The organism is Jeotgalibacillus malaysiensis, from assembly GCF_044789845.1.
Taxonomy (GTDB): domain Bacteria; phylum Bacillota; class Bacilli; order Bacillales; family Jeotgalibacillaceae; genus Jeotgalibacillus; species Jeotgalibacillus malaysiensis_A.
Genome location: NZ_CP085252.1, coordinates 988,700 through 1,009,606, shown reverse-complemented (window position 1 = coordinate 1,009,606; position 20,907 = coordinate 988,700). Strand labels below are relative to the sequence as shown.

The 20,907-nt window shown below is 44.3% G+C and carries 19 protein-coding genes and 2 riboswitches; of the genes, 1 reads left to right on the top strand and 18 read right to left on the bottom strand.

What is annotated here, in order from left to right:
• Nucleotides 1-492 precede the first annotated feature (492 nt).
• From LG330_RS05700 to LG330_RS05630, 15 genes are all read right to left on the bottom strand, one after another.
• On the bottom strand, nt 493-1,575 hold the full coding sequence (locus tag LG330_RS05700; protein ID WP_404408142.1) for a C45 family autoproteolytic acyltransferase/hydolase: 1,083 nt from the start codon (nt 1,573-1,575) through the stop codon (nt 493-495).
• Between the two features lie 375 nt (nt 1,576-1,950).
• On the bottom strand, nt 1,951-2,748 hold the full coding sequence (locus tag LG330_RS05695; RefSeq protein ID WP_404408140.1) for an EcsC family protein: 798 nt from the start codon (nt 2,746-2,748) through the stop codon (nt 1,951-1,953).
• Between the two features lie 125 nt (nt 2,749-2,873).
• A complete protein-coding gene (locus LG330_RS05690; protein ID WP_404408138.1) occupies nt 2,874-3,305 on the bottom strand; it encodes a flavodoxin domain-containing protein in 432 nt (143 codons plus the stop codon).
• An 11-nt stretch (nt 3,306-3,316) separates the two neighbouring features.
• Entirely contained in the window at nt 3,317-4,357 is a 1,041-nt protein-coding gene (locus tag LG330_RS05685) for a ribonucleotide-diphosphate reductase subunit beta (RefSeq protein WP_404408136.1), read from the bottom strand.
• Between the two features lie 12 nt (nt 4,358-4,369).
• The gene (locus LG330_RS05680) at nt 4,370-6,640 is read right to left on the bottom strand and encodes a ribonucleoside-diphosphate reductase subunit alpha (protein WP_404408135.1); all 2,271 of its coding nucleotides are present in this window, start codon (nt 6,638-6,640) and stop codon (nt 4,370-4,372) included.
• Between the two features lie 275 nt (nt 6,641-6,915).
• A riboswitch (cobalamin riboswitch) is annotated at nt 6,916-7,116 on the bottom strand.
• Between the two features lie 119 nt (nt 7,117-7,235).
• A complete protein-coding gene (locus tag LG330_RS05675) occupies nt 7,236-7,811 on the bottom strand; it encodes a YitT family protein (protein ID WP_404408133.1) in 576 nt (191 codons plus the stop codon).
• A gap of 123 nt (nt 7,812-7,934) precedes the next feature.
• Nucleotides 7,935-8,648, bottom strand: coding sequence for a FadR/GntR family transcriptional regulator (locus tag LG330_RS05670; RefSeq protein WP_404408131.1), 714 nt, complete (start codon nt 8,646-8,648; stop codon nt 7,935-7,937).
• Between the two features lie 78 nt (nt 8,649-8,726).
• Entirely contained in the window at nt 8,727-9,419 is a 693-nt protein-coding gene (locus LG330_RS05665) for a lactate utilization protein C (RefSeq protein ID WP_404408129.1), read from the bottom strand.
• Entirely contained in the window at nt 9,416-10,843 is a 1,428-nt protein-coding gene (locus LG330_RS05660) for a LutB/LldF family L-lactate oxidation iron-sulfur protein (protein WP_404408127.1), read from the bottom strand. Before LG330_RS05660 ends, LG330_RS05665 begins: the two co-directional genes overlap by 4 nt.
• A 14-nt stretch (nt 10,844-10,857) precedes the next feature.
• On the bottom strand, nt 10,858-11,577 hold the full coding sequence (locus LG330_RS05655) for a (Fe-S)-binding protein (protein WP_404408125.1): 720 nt from the start codon (nt 11,575-11,577) through the stop codon (nt 10,858-10,860).
• 6 nt (nt 11,578-11,583) lie between these two features.
• Nucleotides 11,584-13,371, bottom strand: a complete 1,788-nt coding sequence (locus LG330_RS05650; protein WP_404408123.1) for an L-lactate permease — start codon at nt 13,369-13,371, stop codon at nt 11,584-11,586.
• 324 nt (nt 13,372-13,695) lie between these two features.
• Nucleotides 13,696-15,069, bottom strand: coding sequence for a Na+/H+ antiporter NhaC family protein (locus LG330_RS05645; protein WP_404409514.1), 1,374 nt, complete (start codon nt 15,067-15,069; stop codon nt 13,696-13,698).
• Nucleotides 15,070-15,140: 71 nt separating this feature from the next.
• Nucleotides 15,141-15,246: riboswitch (SAM riboswitch) on the bottom strand.
• Between the two features lie 93 nt (nt 15,247-15,339).
• Complete coding sequence (locus LG330_RS05640; protein ID WP_404408121.1) at nt 15,340-15,792, bottom strand: SRPBCC family protein; 453 nt, start codon at nt 15,790-15,792, stop codon at nt 15,340-15,342.
• Nucleotides 15,793-15,870: 78 nt separating this feature from the next.
• Nucleotides 15,871-16,923, bottom strand: coding sequence for an acyl-CoA dehydrogenase family protein (locus LG330_RS05635; protein ID WP_404408119.1), 1,053 nt, complete (start codon nt 16,921-16,923; stop codon nt 15,871-15,873).
• 65 nt (nt 16,924-16,988) lie between these two features.
• Nucleotides 16,989-17,516, bottom strand: a complete 528-nt coding sequence (locus LG330_RS05630; RefSeq protein WP_404408117.1) for a DUF4242 domain-containing protein — start codon at nt 17,514-17,516, stop codon at nt 16,989-16,991.
• Nucleotides 17,517-17,673: 157 nt separating this feature from the next.
• Here LG330_RS05630 and LG330_RS05625 point away from each other — a divergent pair, with 157 nt between their 5' ends.
• On the top strand, nt 17,674-18,099 hold the full coding sequence (locus LG330_RS05625; RefSeq protein WP_404408115.1) for a winged helix-turn-helix transcriptional regulator: 426 nt from the start codon (nt 17,674-17,676) through the stop codon (nt 18,097-18,099).
• 33 nt (nt 18,100-18,132) lie between these two features.
• Here LG330_RS05625 and LG330_RS05620 read toward each other — a convergent pair whose 3' ends face one another.
• Genes LG330_RS05620 through LG330_RS05610 form a run of 3 tightly spaced genes read right to left on the bottom strand, consistent with a single transcriptional unit; the run spans nt 18,133 to nt 20,671 of the window.
• Nucleotides 18,133-18,906 (bottom strand): ABC transporter permease, encoded by a 774-nt coding sequence (locus LG330_RS05620; RefSeq protein WP_039807705.1) that lies wholly within the window; start codon nt 18,904-18,906, stop codon nt 18,133-18,135.
• A 4-nt stretch (nt 18,907-18,910) separates the two neighbouring features.
• Nucleotides 18,911-19,870: an ABC transporter substrate-binding protein gene (locus tag LG330_RS05615; protein ID WP_404408113.1), complete on the bottom strand. Its 960-nt coding sequence runs from the start codon at nt 19,868-19,870 to the stop codon at nt 18,911-18,913.
• 18 nt (nt 19,871-19,888) lie between these two features.
• Nucleotides 19,889-20,671: an ABC transporter ATP-binding protein gene (locus LG330_RS05610; RefSeq protein ID WP_404408111.1), complete on the bottom strand. Its 783-nt coding sequence runs from the start codon at nt 20,669-20,671 to the stop codon at nt 19,889-19,891.
• Nucleotides 20,672-20,907: the final 236 nt, after the last annotated feature.

The window sequence follows — 20,907 nt, the reverse complement described above, 5'->3', positions numbered from 1 at the left end:
GGGCTGAACCTTGGCTGGATCATGTGCGGTGGATAGCCTGGCAGGACTCCGCTCTTTAATTGGCTCAAAGCTGATGTTTTATGTATCATAACGGTGATTAATTGGATCAGCCCTCCGGATAATTGAACATAATACTTATGAGGTCTGGGTAATTGACTCACCTCACTCCATATTCGGATCTGCTCTCAACTTAATTGGCTCATCGCTCTGATTATTTGACTCACCAGCTCTACGCTGCCAAGACCGGTTCAATAACCAGAAAGAGGGTGGGACAAAAAAAGATCGTCTCATCCTTTTTCTCGTTTCGCTGCGCTTCAGGCGGACGCTTTCCGGACGGTGGTTGCTGAGCCTCCTCAACGCTACGCGTCTGCGGGGTCTCAGCTTCCCACTAATCGTCCCGGAGTCGCCGCCTTACGCTCCGCTGCACTTAGATTTTAATCCACATATTGTTTAACTTAACAAAATAGATTGTTTTGTCCCAGCCTCTTCACTTTATTTCACAACTCTCTTCTTCCCTGCGCTCCAGTAAGCTCCTTCGTCCATGTGCACAAATGGAATATCTGTATCTACTTTTCCAGTAATCTTTTCAAACAGGACATCTTCCCCATCCAGCCATTTCGCAAAATCAAATTCAACAGGCTCCCGGTCACCACCGAGTGCGAACCATGTTTTCATTTCATTAGGCAGGTAACCGGCTGTATGAATCGTTCCCGCCCACTGACTGTACAGATCCGAAAACACACCCTTATCAGAATCATTCATTAGACGGAATGCATCATACGCTGTTTTCAGCTGATCGCGATGATTGTTCATCGCATCCATCCGTTTCATTGAATCAACAAGATGGTTTCTGTTTTCTTCCTTCATGATTTCAAAATGATTCGTGCATACATTTGACTCACGCACTGCAACGCCGCGAGGGGAAGTCTCAATCACATATGTCCGGCTGCTCCGGTCATGGACTGTGTAGCTGAACGAATGGCGGTGCGGAATCTCTTTTAACATCGCAACTGCCTCATCTACATTGGCGCACGCCTCTAAAATCAGACGGCCAATCATACAGCAGATAAACCCGTCACCAGGCTTTTTACGATGCATAAAATTGTAGCCCATCGTAAGCCCGTGCTCATTCATGCCATCCATTCTTCCCGTGATCCGCTGGGTTGGCCCTGCGATCGCATACCCTGTATCAGCAGGCTGAAAAAAGCTGTAGCGTCCTTCATAGGTTTTTGGCATATAATCATAATTTCTGATCAGATAATTATCACCTGTTAAAATTGAGCAGCCCGAGCGTTTATAATCTGTCCGGTACCCGCCAAACTCCATCATGACGCGCTCCATCGGCCACTCTAGTGAATCACGAAGTCCGATCAGCTCATCCCATATACCTGGTGCCACTTTCGTAATGGCATCCTTTACTTCCGCTTCCTTCACTGTAAAACGTGGAATCCTTACCTTCCACTGCTTTTCTCTATTTTTAACGGTGAGTGAGTCCTTTAGCATCTCACCCTGAAAAACGCCAAAATCGTAATGCGTTCCTCTAAACTGCAGAATATCACTGTGCACAGATTTCATCATTTTGCCTCCAGTATCTGGTTATGCGTTTAGTGTAAAAGAGTTTTGGATGGAATGCAAAAGGTAGATAGGCTGATTTATTACGGGGGACTGCCGCAGCATATAAAGTAAAAAGACAAATAAAAACTGCACCCACACTCTTTATGCCTTTGAGAAACAAAAACACTGTTTCTTAAAAAGCATCAAGAGGGGTGGTGCAGTGATGACAAACCCGCAGGCGAGGTGTGTGTTTTTCTGATTGAAGTAGCTATACACCCGGGTTTAGTGCTGTATTCTCTGGATCGAACGTCGTATTTCATCAATTGAGTGCTGTATTACATGGATCGAACGTCATCACTTAGCCAGCGAGGTGCGCTATACTCGGGACTGGGCACCCTATGCCGCTTCCTCCATCCGCTCCATAATCTTACGCTTCTGATAAAGCATCGTACCGGTTTCTGCAAGCTCATCAATCATTGTTCTGTTAATGAGTGCGCCGATCAGAATACCTGCAATCGGCACGATCTGAAGCAATTTTTTCAAGCCGAACTGTTCTGTAAATGTAAGTGTGACCTCACGCCATCCCTGAATCTGCGAGATGACATCATCTGATTTTGCACCCTGGTGATAGTTTGAGAGTTCTTTTAAAATCGCTTCTTTCCCGACAACGTCAGATGTTGAAAACTGAAGGCATTTGATAATAAAGATGCGTTCTTTTTTATCATTCGGATCATAGCCGTGTATCAGTGCAATTTCCTGAAGTGTCGTAAGCGACAGCGTCAGGATTGCCGGAATATCAATTGCCAGTGTGAAGATACCGCCAACACCTGTGCTTGCACCCTGCGCGGTTGCTGTATTTTTCATCCGGTTCGCTACCTTCTGTGATGCCTTTTTCATATCTTCGAGCGGAACATATTGAAAGTCATCTTTTGATTGAATGCGATGGCCAGTCGTCTTTTCAAAAAATCGGTAGACTCTTTTTTCACTTGCAAGATAACGGCCGCCAGTCTGAATAAAGCTGCCGATCTCATCCAGCAGCACGCCGATTTTTTTCTGAATAAACTTTGGCGTCAGCTTGTCTAACACTTTAAAAGGCAGTCGCATCAGCTTATCCCAAAACCATCCGCCGCCCTGATCCTTTTCCCACTTTTCAATCCGATTTAATTCACTTTCCAGATAAGCTCTCGATTCCACTGATTATGCACCATCCTTTATTGTCTATACGTAGTAACATCCTTTCCGGTTTCATCATGCTTTACCCGTTCTCTACTACTATGAAAATAGGCGTATGAAATCAAGGTAGATTTCATACGCCTGGTTTATTGGACTAAAACTCCTGCTCTGCCAACTAATTTCTCACTAAAAATACGGCACTTCTCAGCATCTGACTGCTGTGGTGCAAGCTCTACCTTCAATGTAACAGCAAGCGCTGTATGCACATACAGCATATCCCGGAACCGGTCAACCGCTCCGCAGAAATAGGGATAACACTGATCACCGGTTCCCGCAACGCCTGTTATAAGAGACGAAGTTGGCTGCTGCTCAATCGCTTCATACAGACTGTTCATTTCCCTCGGAAGATTTCCATTCCCCCATGAATAAGTAACAATCACACATATCGGATAATCAGGCAACCGGTCTGTATGAAAGTCTTCCACTCTCATAAAATCAGTTTCCGGAACAACCTTTTCAATTTCCTTTTTAATCAGGCATGCCAGCTGCTCAGTATTCCCAGTCCTGCTCGCATACACCACCAGCGCCTTCACAGCTCATCAAATCCGTTTGATGACGACACCTTTGTATACGTTCTGGACTTCTGCTCAAAGAAATCCGACTTCGTTTCATTCATCATTTCATCACTGAAGACCTGAATCCATGGCATCGGATTTTTGATTTCTTCAAATGAATTCTCAAGCCCTAGCTGCCTTAAACGTTTATTCGCCAGGTACTCCACGTACTGCTCAAACTCAGCAAGGTCAATACCGTCAATCTCAGCCAAAATATCACGCGACCATTCCTTTTCAAGCTCAACTGCTCTTCCGATCGACTGATAGATATAATCAATATTTTCAGCCGTATTCAGCTCAGGGTTTTCAGCTAATAGAATTCTGATAAACTGTGACATGAAATATGCATGCTGCATCTCATCACGCTGAATATAACTGATCATCGTGCTCGTCTTCAGCATTTTCTGATTACGTGCGAGATGATAAAAGAATGCGAACCCTGCGTAAAAATAAATACCTTCAAGATTAATAGAGTTCACTGCAAGCCTGAAGAGATGCTGTGGCGTCGGCTCCTCTCTGAACTGCTCATATGCTTCTAAAATATATTCATTACGCTTTCTCACAATCGGATCTGACTTCGCCTCATTAAAGCGTCCATTCTGCTCGCTCAAAGGGACAAGTGAACTCAGAATATAAGAATACGATTCATTGTGTACGGCTTCCTGCTGCGAAATGACAGCAAAAATGGCTTTAAAGCTTGAGTCTGTCACATAATCCATCACCTGATTCATCGTCGGCGTCTGCAGGCTGTCGAGTGACGCAAGCTGTGTATTGATTCGCAGGAATATATCTTTTTCTATTTCACTCAGCTGATCCCACTGCTTAATATCATCCTGCATATTAATCTCCTGCGCTTTCCAGAAGTTTGATAGCAGTGTCTGATACAGATCATACATCTGCGGGTGCGCAATATCATTCCAGTTTAAAAGCCCTGAGTTCTCACCATTAATAATGCCCGTTGATTTATTCGGATGCTCTGGATTTAACAGCTTCATTTTCTTCAGTGTCTGTGTCATCTTTCTTCCTCCTTAGCTGTGGCACGCTTCACATTCTTCAATCTCAGCCTGTGATGTACTTCTGACGTAATATGTTGTTTTCAGCCCGTTTTTCCAGGCTTCCATATGCATATTCAATAGCTCTTTTGCTTTGATCGTATGCTTCACGTAAAAGTTAAAGCTGATGCCCTGATCCACATGCTTCTGACGCGCAGCATTCTGTCTGATACTCCACAGCTGATCAAGCTCATGACGGCTCTTTCTGTAATAGCTGTAGGTTTTGTGATCCAGATCAGGCACTGTAACTTTAAACTTGAAATTTTTCTTCTCTTCTGCGTACTCAACCGCATAGATCGGATCAATCCCGTCGGTTGACCCGCCGATTTTTGCCGTGGATGAATTCGGTGCAACTGCCATCAGCCAGCCGTTGCGAATCCCTTTTTCCTGCACATCCTTTTGAAGCGACTGCCACTCTTCTGACTGATATCCTTTTCTTTCAAAATAGCGGCCTGTCTGCCATTCTGATCCGTCAAACTGACTGTAAGAACCTTTTTCCTCAGCAAGTGCATTCGATGCTTTGATCGTTTCAAATGCAATTGTTTCATAGAGTTTATCCGCATAGTCGACTGCTTCTTCAGACTCCCACTGGATGCTTTCAAGTGCGAGCAGATGGTGCCAGCCGAATGTACCAAGCCCGATCGCACGGTATTTCCTATTGGTCCGCTGCGCCTGACCAACCGTAATATTGTTTAGATCAATGACGTTATCCAGCATTCTGACCTGGATTGGAATGAGCCTCTTCAGCACATCCTCTTTGACAGCGCGTGAAAGGTTAATAGATGAGAGATTGCAGACGACAAAGTCACCAGGCTTGCGTACAATCACAATATTTCCGTCTTCATCCTCATATTCTTTTGTAATTGTCGTCGCTGACATGTTCTGTGCAATTTCTGTACACAGGTTACTGCAATAAATCGACGTCCGGCCTTCTGTGATTTTATTTGGGTTCTGACGGTTCACTTCATCACGGTAAAACATATACGGCGTCCCGGTTTCAAGCTGTGACACCATGATGCGCGCCATCATATCCATTGCCCGGTAAGACTTTCTCGGTAAAAGCGGATGGTTTACTGCCTCTTCGTATTTCTCAGTAAAATACTTGCGGTCAGCCTCATCATAAAAATCCTCCAGACCAAGAGGATTCCCCTGCTCGTCTTTCCAACCCATAATAGTTTTCACTTCATGCGGGCAGAACGTGTGCCACTCTCCGACACTGCGGCCCGACTCATTCGTTTCCTGCAGCTTGTGCATAAATAAATCCGGAATCGATACACCTGTGAAAATATCGTGCGCTTTTCTTCTTTCATCCCCATTATTCGTTTTCAGATCAAGAAAGCCGTTCATCATATCTTTATGAAATACATCCAGATACACTGCAACAGCGCCCTGTCTCTGACCAAGCTGATCCACACTGACAGCTGTGTTATTTAATAAACGGATCCACGGAATAACGCCTGAAGAATTCCCTTTAAACTTTTTAATATCAGAGCCAAGCGCCCTTACCTTTCCGTAATAAACGCCGATTCCGCCACCGTCCTTACTGAGCCGTGCAATATCCCAGTTATTTGTGTAAATGCCATCCAGCGAATCCTCCACCGTATCAATAAAGCAGGATGCAAGCTGCCCCGTCTTTTTTCCGGCATTTGATAAAGTCGGTGTTGCAACCGTCATGAATAGATTACTCATCGCCCAGTACGCTTCTTTTACGAGTGACAGTCTCTTTTCAAGGGCTTCATTTTTCATCAGCAGCATCGCAATGATCATAAATCGCTCCTGTGGCAGCTCGTAAAGGTTACGTTCATGGTCACGGGCCAGATAACGGTCAGCCAGCAGGAACAGACCGATATAGTTGAAAAGGTGATCCCGCTCAGGTGTGATTTCCCATCCAAGCTCTTCAATGTCAGCCTTTGAATAAGTATTGAGTTCTTCTGTGTAAATGTCTTTATGTATCAGTGTTTCGATCAGCTGATAGAAGCTGCCGTATTTTTGCGTGGAATCATAATTCCGGTTAGCTGCTGCCTGGTCATACAGTTCGTCCAGGTAGAGTCCCGCTGCAAGGTACGTCCAGTCCGGTGCGTCCATTGCGACCCGGTTCAGCGCATAGTGCATGGCAAAGTCGCGTGCAGTGTCTTCTCTTTGTGTGAGCTGGTCCATCAGTTCAGTTGCATCGAGCTTGTATTTGACTGCTGTGTCTTTGATCGTTTGCAGCGTCTGATGAAGATTGATTGGTTTTTGTGTGGTCATTTTGAGAACCTCCGATTTTATTAAATGTATTTTCTGGCGCCGATGCCAACACAGAGGGCTAGGCTTTCCTGTCCCCGGGCGGGAGTCTTCGCCCTCTGTGCCTGCAGCAGGATTATGCTCCAATAACCTTCTCTGTTTGTTTGTAGGTTAAAAGAACAAGAAAAAACCGCCTATCGGAATAGGCGGTTAGATAAAACGATTTGCATTATAAGAGCATAGTCCACACATGGAACCTGTCTGATAAAGCCATCGTTTCTTTCCTCACACCCCGAAGAAATGAAAACAAAAAATAAGACAGGTCTCCTGACTCGTGCGTCACTCTACTCTGAACCCTTCCCATATAAGCACCCTTTTAGAAAGCTCTCTTATACAGTGGACTGTCCATTTCGTCAGCACATACAGTTGCGGGGGCAGTTCCGGATTCGCACCGGATTCCCTTTTAAGCGAACATTCGCATCTTATCTTTCGGCAACACTATATGTAGTTACATAAAAAACATATTAATACTATATATTGAATAATGACATCTTACCTGAAAAATAATCATTTGGCAAGGAAGAGTTCATTTCATGACATTTTATCAAAAACCGGCAAGTTATTCGTTCTGTTTACGGTACACAGTTATTGCGGTTGCAGCACCGACAATGGTGATGACACCACAGGAATATAAAAATGTGTGCAGTCCAATCGCCTGATATCCAATAATAACAACCATTCCGTCAATCATAAATATAACGATTCCTGCGTTAATCGAAGACGCTTTAGAAATGATATGAGCCAGCAGGTCCGTACCACCCGTACTCGTATCAAATCTCAGCATAAGTCCAATGCCACACCCGATTAACAATCCACCTGCAATGACACTCGGAAGAATAGGCATTTGTAACAATGTTCTAAGCGGTGACAGCCAGTCAATCAGCAGAGATGAAACGAATAATCCGTGAAGACTGTTATAAAAATACGCTCTTTTGAAAAACCAGGCATAAATAAATAATGGCACACTTAACAAAATCATTGCCAGGCCCGCCTGTATATCAAAATAGTAATGTGCAATTAATGCAAGTCCAATCATACCACCGTCAAGCAGATGATGCGGCACTAAAAAACCGTTTATTCCGACCGCCAGCATGAAACTTCCAACCATAATTGCGATGCTCTTTTTAAAAAGCATTTTACCCCTCTCATAGCACGCTTTATTTATTATGCTATGAAAGAGTGCTTAAACTATTACAACGCTTAAAAGAGACTGCATAACATAGCAAAAGCCACAGCGGACTATGCCGCTGCAGCTTAGCTATTGATTCCCGTGAAAATCAATCAGTGTCTGCTCCACATTTCTCAAATGCTCTAGCATAGCACGCTCAGCCTCTTCACCATCCCGGCTGCTCACAGCTTCAAAAATCGCCTGGTGCTCAACTTGCAGCCTGTGAAACTGCTCCTGATCAGCAAACAATGCGATCCGTCTGCTTTCATACATCGTCTTCCCCAGCGTCTCAGCCATCTGGTGCATCATATCCTTCAGCAGGTTGTTACCTGAACTCCCGGCAATTGCCAGGTGAAATTTAACATCTGCTTTTTCACCGAGATCCTGATTGCCTTCTGCTGCATCCATTTCAACGAGTGCACTTTTCATTTCAGCTAACTGCCCATCCGTTCGGTTCTCAGCTGCAAGCTTTGCGGCACCTGCCTCCAGAATTTTCCGCACCTCAAATAGTTCAAGCATTTCCTGCTTTGAAATAAATGTATCTGCAACCGGCGCAATCAGCTCAGAGAAGTCAAACTTATTAATAAACGTGCCTTCACCCTGCCGGATCGTAATAAGCCCGACTGCGCGCAGTGCACTGAGCGCTTCACGGACGGCCGATCGGCTGACGTTGAATTCCTTTGCCAGCTTTTCAACAGAATCAAGCCGCTCCCCCGGTTTGAAATCCCCCTTGCGGATCATCTCTTCCAGCTGTTCGCGGATCACTTCTGATATCTTTTTTGTCTGTACCTGCTTAAACGCCATGACCTGCACCCCGTTTGATTCTAATGTCTTTATTATAGCACAGGACCGGCTGATTTCTGTCTCAGCCGGTCCTGCTCTTTATTCATCATCAACAAGAATATAACACGCACGGATCGGTCCATGAACACCTACTACAAGACTCATTTCAATATCAGCACTGTTACTCGGGCCACTGATAAAATTCACGCATGACGGCACGCGCTCGCCACGTTCAGCCATCTGATGAATTGCAGTCGTTGCCTGCGTCATACGCGGTACAAGCGTGCTTTTGGGAATAATGGCAATGTAATAAGTCGGCAAGAGACTGACAGATCTGCCTTTACCGCTTTCACTCAGCAGCACAACCGTACCTGATTCAGCGAGCGTATAATCTGAAAATGTGATGCCGACATCTGCTTTTTCAGCAAGCGCTACTGAATCACTGCCGTTTTCAGCACGCCACACATCGACTGATTCTCTCGATTGAAAGTCCTTCAGACCAAACGCTTCAAAACGTGGGTCATCCCACGTTATAACTGACTTGGCATCATATTCTTCAAGCACCTGGTCGATCACCTCAGACAGATCTGCTTTTTTTGTCTCCTTAAAATCAGTGTGAATTGCCAGACACTGTGTTTTTAACACTTCGACAAGCTGATCCTTTGAATAATCCTTCATGACTTCCAAATGCGGCTTATGCTTATAGTCAGGTCTTACTACACCTTCCGTACGCGGCTTGCGTCCAAGCTGTTCTGCCACGTGTGATAAAAAACTTTCACGGTTTTGTATCATTGTGCGTCTCCTTTCCCGTCACGTGATTTGAACCAGTCACGGAACCGCTCTTTACTTGTTTCAGGGAAATCCCTGACATCTGTCCATGGCTTCATCGGTCCCGGCCCCTTCTTAATCGAACCTTCTTTTGTAAATGGAGACAGCATAAACGGTGCCGTTCTTGTACTCATATTAAAAAGTGACGGTGAACTTGCAACCATACCGAATCCTTTCATCGCAAGCGTTTCAGATAACGTTGTACGCTTTTCTTCAGCAATATTACGTCTGTGCATAACAAGCATTTCATGCAGCGGAATTTTCACCGGACAGGCATCTGTACAGGCTGCACATAAGGTTGAGGCATATGGGAGCTCCTGATGATCCTCATATCCTTCTAAAAGTGGTGTCAGCACTGCGCCGATCGGTCCCGGGTAAATGGAGCCGTAAGAATGGCCGCCGACGTGCCGATACACAGGGCACACATTAATACACGCTGCGCAGCGGATACAGTGAAGCGCCGCCTGAAATTCAGTACCGAGTATTTTTGAACGGCCGTTATCAACGATTACTAAGTGGAACTCTTCCGGTCCATCAAGGTCGCCTTCCCCTTTTGCACCTGTCAGTCCGGTCACATAGCTTGTCAGCTTCTGACCAACTGCACTGCGGCACAGCATGCTGACTAAAATATCAAGCTCTTCCCATGTCGGCACAACGCGCTCCATTCCCATCACTGTGATCTGCGTTTTAGGAAGTGCTGTTGCAAGACGCGCATTTCCTTCATTCGTGACAAGTGAAATACTGCCTGATTCTGCAACTGCAAAGTTACAGCCGGTGACGCCAATATCCGCTTCAAGAAACTCTTTTCTCAGCTGCTCACGTGCAAACAGCGTCAGCTCCTGGGGATTGGATGTGTTCGTATAACCGAGTTTATCGCGAAATGTATCACGGATCTGTTCTTTATTTTTATGAAGTGCAGGCGCAACGATGTGTGACGGAGGATCATGATCATCAATTTGCAGAATATATTCGCCTAGATCTGACTCAATCACTTCACAGCCTGCCTTCTCAAGCGCTTCGTTCATACTGATTTCCTCAGTCACCATTGACTTTGATTTGATCACTTTTTTTGCATTTTTCTTTTTAGCTACTTCAGTAATATAGTGGTTGGCTTCTTCTGCAGTTTTGGCAAAGAAGACAGACCCGCCGTTTTTACTGACGTTTTCACTCAGCTGATGCAGATAATAATCAATATTTTCAAGCGTATGTGCTCTGATTTCTTCAGAAAGATTACGCCATTCTTCCCAGTGGCCAAGCTCTTCTTCGGCTTTCCCTTTTGCATTCTTCAGACGTTCCTGTGCTGAAGAAACTGCATCACGCATAAATGTGTCCTTTAAGCCTTTATCCACCCGCTTTTTAAAATCCGGGTCTCCTATTTTTACGCCCATTTCATTCAGCTCCTTTACGCTCTGCTGTTTAGTACCTGTGCGATATGCATCACTTTGACAGGCTTGCCTTTCCGTTCAATGCGTCCGCCGATATTCATCAGGCATCCGCAGTCAGCGCCGATTAATACTTCTGCTTTCGTATCCTCGATGTGACGTACTTTTTCATCCACCATCTGCTCGGAAATCTGCGCCATTTTCACTGAAAAAGTTCCGCCAAATCCGCAGCACGCCTCTCTGTTTGGCAGGGTCTCAAGATTGAGTCCTTCCACATTTTCAAGCAGACGTAACGGTGCTTCCTTTTCTTTTAACAGGCGTGTCATATGGCATGACGTATGGTACGTCGCATTCGCATCAAGCTTGGCATCCACCTTTTCAACCTTTAACACGTGAACGAGAAATTGCGTGAATTCGTATGTTTTTTCCGATAAAGCTTTAGCGCGTGTCTGCCATTCGGGCTCATCCTTTAATAGCTCATGATATTCATGAATCATGGACGCACATGAACCGGATGGCAGCACGACGTAATCTGAATGGGAGAAAGTTTCGATTGTATGCTTTGCGACTTTCTTTGTATCCTTGTGGTAGCCACTGTTAAATGCCGGCTGTCCGCAGCACGTCTGCTTTTCAGGAAAATCCACCTCGCACCCGAGCCGCTCAAGTACCTCAACTGTGTCTTTCCCAACCCCCGGATAAAACACATCCGCTAAACATGTGATAAAAAGTGAAACTTTCATATCCAATCAACCTCCAAATTTTTGCTGTCTGACTTCAACTTGTGACGTATCCTTTTCACGCAGTCCTTTTACAATGATCGAAATGACAGTCAATACAACGAGCGCTGCGATCATTGTTCCGATGTTAAAGCCAAGTCCATTTAATGCGATATACCCGATTGCGCCTGCAAAGATGACATAGTAAGCAGTCGGAATCAGCGTTTTTCTTATCAGTGCACCCTCTTTTCCGATCAGTCCTGCTGTCGCAGATGCTGCTACTACGTTGTGCACGCAGATCATATTTCCTGCTGCACCGCCGACTGCCTGAAGCGCTACAATGATGCCCGGGGTCAGGCCGACATTTTCAGCTGTGCCGAACTGGAACATGGAAAACATCATGTTACTGATCGTATTACTTCCCGCAACGAACGCACCGAGTGCCCCGATAGCAGGTGCCACAAGCGGCCAGTTCTCACCCACCATGGCTGATACCGCTTCAGCAAGCACGAGGGGCATACTCATATATCCTGTTGCATTAACATCTGAATTAATAAATACCTGCACCATCGGGACCGCAAAAAGTAGTGCCGGTGCAGCGCTGATAATCATTACTGTCGTATTTTTTACAGCTGTTCCATAAGTTTCCTTATTCATACTGTAAAGGAAATACCCCATAATAGACATCAATATCATAATAAATCCCGGTAAAAATAATGGCGTACTCACAATTGAGATCTGCGTGCCGAATACTTCGGATGCAGACAGCTCAAGTGTCTTCAGCCAATTGCCAAACGGCAGCGTGCCAAAACGTGTTAACACAAGCAGAAGCCCCATCAGAATATACGGGAACCATGCTTTAAAAGGTGAAACGTTGGCAGGCTTTAAGCTGTCTGCTTTAAGCGAACCCGTCCATTCAGGGTCCCACTGAGACTCCGGTGGAAAATCCCACTGCGTTTTCGGTAAAAGAAATCCTCTTTTCGCAGCCGGCACCACAATCGCCAGACCAATCAGCCCGCCAAATAATGACGGAAACTCAGGACCAAGCAGATTTGCCACAAGCGCATAAGGAATCGTAAAAGCAAGTCCTGCAAATAATGCAAACTTCCATACCTCCGCTCCAGCCTTCAGAGATTTCTTCTCTCCAAAGAAAAATGTCAGCATCATGACCATAAAAAGCGGAATCAGCAGTCCGACGATGCCATGAAAAATCGCCACCTGACCGCCGATCATCTGTATGTATTCATTAAAATTCACGCCAAGCGCTGAAGCCTCGGCATTTACAGCATCTGATCCTGTCAGCCCTGATGACACCCCGATCAGAATCGGTGTACCAACAGCCCCGTAAGAAACCGGCGTCGACTGGATAATCAGTGCTACCATAACTGCCCCCATCGCAGGAAAACCAATTGCCACTAATAGCGGCGCAAGTACAGCTGCAGGCGTTCCCCAACCTGATGCCCCTTCAATAAATGAACCGAAAAGCCAGCAGATAATAATCGCCTGAATCCGCCTATCAGGTGAAATATCAATAAACCCCTGTCTAATCGTCTGAATTGCACCACTTTCCTTTAGCGTATTCAGCATCAGTACGGCACCGAATACAATGAACAACACTTCAAGTGCTGTTACGACCCCTTTTGTACTCGCAGCCGCAATCTGGTTACCCGGTACATCCCAGACAAATAAAGCCATCGCTACTGTTACAGCAAACGCAAGCGGCATCGCATACTTCGCAGGCCACCTCAACACCACGAGAAAAACCAATACTGTTAAAATCGGCACTAAAGCAAACAGTGCCAGCGTCCCAAGCGCCATCACAACCATCCCCTTTTTCGTAAAATCCCTTTGTTCTGCATTAGTGTCATAAGGTCATCAGATGACCTTATATGTAAGTGCTTTCAATGTTATTACATGAGGGTGGATTTTGCAAGGGGGTTTTTGGTGGGGGGGTTGTGTGTAGTGCAGGTACTGGTTCAGGAGATAACATGCATTGTTCAGGAGATAACATATGCGGTTCATAAAATTTCAAATGCCTTTCAGGAAATAGTGTCATTTGACCTACGCCAACTTCCTTTCGCACACAAAAAACACCCCGACGCAGCATCTCCACTGAATCGGGGTGTTCCACTACACCAATAACTATGCACTTTTCTCTTTAAATCTTGGAAACTGAATCGCGATCGCTATTACACCGGCAAGTGCAATCAGAATCGGGTAAATACAGTACGGTACAATTTCAGCCGGGGAAATCCCTGCGACACCTGCAACGGCGAGAAGCTGTGCGCCGTATGGGATCACGCCCTGCACTGAACTTGAGAAAATATCCAGTAAACTCGCTGATCTGCGTTTATCAATTCCGTACTCATCTGCGATCTGTTTTGCGAGTGGTCCTGCAGTAATAATCGAAATGGTGTTGTTAGCTGTAGCAAGGTTTACTGTTCCAACGAGACCGGCGATCCCTGCTTCTCCACCTTTTTTTGATTTCACGCGCTTTGTTACTGATTGAAGCAGGAATTCAATTCCGCCATTTACTCTGATCAGCTCTACAAGTCCACCAAGCAGAATTGCGATCATCGCAAGCTCCTGCATATTTGTAAAGCCGTCTCCAATCAGTCCAATCAAGTCCATAAAGCCGTACTCGCCGAGCGCCAGTCCAACAATTCCTGCAAAAATGATTCCGCCGAGTAAAACAAGAATCACATTTGCCCCGGCAACAGCAAAAATTAATACGCCCAGATAAGGCAGTACCTGCACTAAATTATACGGGTTATCCCCATCAAGAGAAGCGCTGTTACCACTAGTCAATACACCGAAAATGATCGCTGTGATAATTGCTGCAGGTAAAACAATAAAAATGTTGACCTTAAATTTATCCTTCATTTTTGTTCCCTGCGTACGGACTGCTGCAATCGTTGTATCAGAAATGATTGACAGGTTATCACCAAACATTGCACCACTGACAATTGCACCCATCGCAAGCGCCACGCCGATATCGGTCTGCTCTGACAGTCCGAGTCCAATTGGCGCCAGTGCCACAATTGTTCCAACAGATGTCCCCATTGAAATAGAGATAAAGCATGCAATCACGAACAGACCAACAATCAGCAGATTTTGCGGCAGCAGTGAAAGTCCAAGGTTAACCGTTGAATCAACAGCACCGGCACCTTCTGCGACTGAAGCGAACGCACCGGCTAAAAGGAAGATCACCACCATTAAAATAATGTTCGGATGTCCCCCGCCTTTAGCCAGTTGCATTGTTTTCGTCTGAAAATCTGTTTTTCTATTCATCAACATGGCGACTAAAATCGCTGTAAACAACGCAACCAATACAGGCATGAAGTAAAAGTCTCCTGTTATAATACCTGATCCGATAAAAAGTAAAATAAATACGCCAAACGGAATAAGTGCGAGCGGATTGCTCTGAATATTCTCCTGATTCATTCTCATAGCCTCCTGAAATAGTCTCGTATCCTGGTCTTGCAAAATGTACCCATTTCGGGTTGAAGTACACATTGGAGAGGTTTTTGGGCACAAAAAAACCTCTCCAATAAGAAAAAGAAGAGGCTTGAATAAGCAAACAGCTTTTCTTATCTCTCAGGCAGACGCCTGCTGGAATTGGCACAGTACTCAAATGGCGAGTCTGCTGCCGAGGCTTCAAAGGGCCAGTCCCTCCGCCTCTCATCATAAGAAGATGTTATAAAGTTTTTAATGATTGTAGAAATATAAGTGATTCAGTCGGATAAGTCAACAGAATCAGTTAAATTGAGAATATTCAATCACACTTCAGACGCTTTCAGCTTCGTTCTTTACTCTCTCAAGGAACTCGAGCACAACTTTATTATCCTGCTTTTTGCCGGCAAGCTTCAGCATCGCTTTCCCGACAAAGTTAGCTCCTTTGTTTTCCCCTTCATAGATGAGTCTTGTCTGCTCCTCATTTTCTTTTAGCAGTCTGAATGAAAATGTCGTGTCAAAGGCTTTACCCAATACGAAGTTAACCTTCTTATATTTCTCTTCCTCATGTTCTTCATAGGCAAGGGTATGTACAATATAGGTTTCAACACGTTTTCCTTCACCGTAGGTCTGCTGATGCTTTGCGCCAGCCGCTGTTTCCTCACCCTCCACAAGTTCATGTGAAATGACCTTTGGCATAATCCTTTTAATGTTCCTGTCTTTAAATAATTCCCACACATGTTCAATATTAGCATTGATCACTGTTTCTTCATTCCATGTAATCATATATATCCTTCCCTTCTGAAAATGCTTTACTGTTTCTATTTTACTACAAATAAAAAAACGCCGATTGACGACGTTTGATTAGTTCGCGAGCATTTTTTCAAGATGTCTGATAGTGGGGGTAAGATTGGCAAAAAAGTATGCTTCTCTGAGCCTTCTTGCCGGGTGGCTTTTCTGAAGGTAAGCGGGACCGCCGTTATGAAGCATATCTGCCTGTACGGCTTTTAAAGTCAGCTTAACTGCTTCAAGGCGAACCTTTAAAATCTCTGACCAGTCAATGTCTTTAACCAAATGATCTGCACGTTTACGCAGCTTCTCAAGCTCTTCGGCGAGTTCATCTGCCTGTACAGATAGATAGGCGTTTGCTCCATTTTGTTTTGCTGAAGCTTTTTCAATCGATTTGATGGAGGCATCAGTCACACCAAATCCAAGTGGGATCTGATAAAGTACGAAGTATGGACGAATCTTTTTAACAAATTCTGATGCGTCTTCTGAAATGATATATGTCGAAGGGATATGAACGTCTTTGAGCTGGCAGGCATATGTTGCACTGCCGTTCACACCGAGATATTCTGCTTTTTCTTTCATTATTAATCCTTCAATTCCACATGAGACGAGCGCCATTACCTCATTGCCTTGATCAGTTGAGGCGACTATGCCAAACCAGTGGTCTGAGCCGAGGTTAGACACTGAGGGCAGGCTCCCATTCAGGATATATCCATCATCTGTTTTATCAGCTTTCAGGTGGAGTGTTTCAAGACCTGCATAGGATTTCATCGGATTGGAAAGCCCTGTTGCTCCAAGCGTAGAGCCATCTTCAAGCAGTCTCAGCAGTTTATCCTTCAGCTCTTTATTTGCACTGCTTCGCACATATGTCAAAGAAGCTAAATGGCACCAGAGGTTGAAAGCAGTTGTCATACAGCTTTTTGCCGTTTCTTCTACCACTGTCATTTCTTTCGCAACGACTTCCGCTGCTACATGACCCGGAGAATTCAATAAACCGGCTCCGCCCAGGCTTTTTAAATATTCTTCTGCGTAAAATGCTTCTGCATCCACTTTCTTTACATGAGGTTTTAATTTATCTGCAATTAAAGGTCTGACAATCTTTTCAACCTCAGTGCTTTCCTTCAGCATGTGTCTGCCTCCTGTCTGATTGATCCTGTGAAAAATCTCCGGGACTCCATACCCGGAGATGATTGTTACTTGTTGATTTCTGTAATTGAATCAAGTGGTGTATTCACTGCTTCACGTGCACGCTTAACTGCATCTTCATCCGGTGCATCATAAAAGCAGAGACACTTAGACATGTCCTCACATACATACGTTCTTGCAAATGATACTTCCGGTACTTCTGCGTAATGCACTGAATTTTTCTTTTTGCGCGCTAAATACTGATCCATCGTCAGGTCTTCAGGAAGGTTCCATTCAACAAGGTAATTCACGTTATTTGCTTCCTTCTTCACTTCATCAAGATCTTTCCCGACGATTCTGACTTCTTTTAACAGATCAATCTGTAGGTCATGTTCTTTTAGTAATGATTCAAGCTGGTCAGCTGCTTCTGCTTCAAAAATGTAGAATACTCGGCTGAAGTCTTTAGACACCTGAACTTCAATCAGGTTAATGTTCTGAGAGGCAAATGCAGACTTCAAAGATGACACTTCTTTTTCAAAATCTTCCTTCTGACTGATTGCTGTTTTTAACGTTGATTCCACTAGATATAAACTCATTTTATCCGCTCCTTTTTTAAAAATGAATAATTCCGATGAAAATAATCAGCTTTAGCTGTTAGGGTTATATTATTATACTAAGTTCAAAAAATCAACCTTGTTACAAATTTTAAATATGTTATGATCTATATATTGTAAAAAGCCTGGAGGGACAACAATGAAAGCCACATATGACTTGCCTTGTAATATTGCCCAAACCTTAAACATAATCGGTGATCGCTGGACATTATTAATCGTTCATGAAATTCTGGTCGGTCACAAAACGTTTAGTGAATTAAAAAAGGAACTGAACGGAATCTCATCCAATCTTCTTTCAGATCGCCTCAAGTATCTTGAAAGCAGTGGGTTAATCTCAGCTTCTTTATATTCGGATCATCCACCCCGTTATGAGTACAAACTGACTGAGAGTGGAGAAGCGCTTGAAGATGTTTTTAACTCCATTATTCTATGGGGAAGATCACATTTAGATAAGTGCTATAAGAAGCTGATCCATGATAGGTGTCAGACAGAAGTGAATATCGCCTATTACTGCCCGCACTGTAATGAAAATGTTGACGAGCTGTCAGTAGTTGAAGTGGACTGAAAAGTGAAGCCTGGGACAAAAATGTCTCAGGCTTTACTTCTGATCATTCGGCACTACGCCCCACTGCTTTTCAATCCACCTTTCAAACAGTCTGATGCCTTTATCAAGGAGCAAGCCGCATATGCCAATAAATATAATCCCTGCAAGAACCAGGTCGAGTCTCAACAGATTTCTTGCGTCAACAATTAAATAGCCAAGTCCTGATTGAGAGCCTACCATTTCACCTGAGACAAGGAAAATCCAGGCAGTCCCCAACCCGATATGGAGCCCGTTTGCAATAGAGGGAAATGCTGCCGGAAATATGATTTTCGTCATCAGCTGAGGCTGCCTGATTTCAAGGTTCTGAGCGAGCTTCAGGTATGTCTGATCTACCTTTTTCACCCCTGAAACAGTCGACAGGAGTACAGGGAAAAATGCTGCAATAAAGATGATCACTATTGCAGGCGCACTCCCGATTCCGAACCAGAGAACAATAAATGGTGACCAGGCGATCGGTGATACAGGTCTTAAAACCTGCACTATCGGATCAATGACTGCCCAGAGTCTCTCCATTCTCCCAAGAAATAGTCCAAGCAGAACAGCCAGCACAACGGCTGATAAGTAGCCCGCTAAAAAGCGCATCATACTCACACTGAGGTGTTCAAAAAATGTTCCATCAGCAATCAGGCTGATAATGCCCTGCGCAACCATCAACGGTGTCGGAAGAAGTGCTTCCGGCATATCTGTCAGCATCGTTGTCAGCTGCCAAATTGAAATAATAATGATTGCGCCTATCAAAACGTTTCCAGATTTTTTAAACCACTTCATCCAATCACATCGCTTCGTCTATTAGAGTAGAATCAACAAATTCTTCGTATGTTGGCGGGTTGTCAGTCAAACCCATCTCAATCAGGTAACCTCTCAACTCTTCATATGAATCCTCCGGAATTCTCAGGTCATCATAAGAAATCCACTCAAAAGATAAGTCCATTACTTCTTCATTCACATCCATATACTCTGAAGAGATTTCTTTTACATGATCGTCCTTCAATTCGGCTTTATGGCCTGCCTCCACATAGCTGCTCACAAACGCCTGAGCAATGTCCTCGTTATCCTCAATAAAATCATTGTGAAGAATCAGTGCACAATCCACAGAATTCAGCCATACTTCATTGTCCTGGTATAATACTTTTCCTGTTTCAAGTACGACTGACTGCGCACCAAAAGGCTCCGCTACGACATAGCCGGCAATTCTGCCTTCAGCAAGTGCGGCTGGCATCTCAGCTGGCGGCATCTCAACGACATTCACATCTTCATATGCCATACCTTCACTTTTCAGCATTTGATATAAAAGAACATTATGAGTTGAGAACGTATGTGGAACAGCAAATGTTTCTCCTGCAAGATCCTGAACTGATTCAATCTCATTTGCTGCAATCAATACATTTCCATCGCGATGTCCGAGTGCGACTGCCTTCAGATCAATCCCCTGCTCTTTTGCTCTCATCGCAACTGTCACAAGTGCAGATGCCCCGTCAATTCTTCCGGTATTCAATGCATCCATCAGATCTGGCCATGAGGGGAATCTGACGAGCTCGATATTAAATGGGTAATCCCCTTCTTCGTTCATCTGATCTTCAATAAAAAGAGGTACTGCATGAGTAATCGGTAAATAGCCAAGCTTAATTGTAGGCTTCTCTCCATCCCCACCGCTGCTTTCACTTCCGCACGCACTAAGTACCATTGATACAGCTAAAAGCAGACTAAGTACAAATAATTTACTACGTTTCATTTCTTTTCCCTCATCCATCTAGATATTATATTCAATTGGCGGCTTAGAGCTTGCCAGGTGAAACTCCTCTAAAATCATTTTCCGGTAATACTGAAAATCACTGCCGCTTCTGTCTCTCGGCTTATAAGAATCAATTTTGATTTCTTTTTGGATATGTCCAGGATTTGAGCGCATGACCATCACCCGGTCAGAAAGATAGATGGCTTCATCAATATCGTGCGTCACCAGTACAACAGTCGTTTTAGCCTGCTGTTGGATCTTCAGCAATTCATCCTGAAGATAATAGCGGTTAAATGTATCAAGCGCACCAAACGGCTCATCCATCAGCAGCAATTCAGGCTCTATGGCAAGCGCTCTTGCAATTGCAACACGCTGCTGCATCCCTCCTGATAAGTGACGTGGAAAGCGGTCAGCTTTATCACCCAACCCCACCATCTCCAGATAGTGCATTGCACGCTGCTTCCGTTCATCAGCACTTAATTTTAAATCCTCCAAACCAAGCTCAACATTTTTCAGAGCAGACCGCCACGGCAGTAGCCCATAATGCTGAAACAGCATCACACTATTTCTTCCCGGGGCAGTCACCTGATTTCCATTAAAATTTACACTTCCCGTATCCGGTGTTTCAAACCCGCCTATTAAATTCAGCAGCGTACTCTTCCCGCACCCACTTTGACCGAGTATTGAGATTGTTTCTCCCTTTTTAATCTCAAACTGAATGTTTTCCAGCACAAGTTCTCTTTTATCTTTACCCGGATAACTTTTAGATAGGTTTTTGATATTAATTACCGAATCACTCAAACTTACAGCCTCCAATCCCTCTAATTCTGATAAACTTAGTTGGTTTTCATAATGTCAGTAATTTTATTATACTTTGTTGAAAAAAACAACTCTCTTTTTAGGAAAAAGCTAAATTTTCTGTAAAGTATATGATTTGTATGTAAGTCATTGTGTTTTTTTAGAAGAGAAAAAAAGAGGCTGGGACAAAACAATCTATTTTGTTAAGTTAAACAATATGTTGATTAAAATCTAAGTGC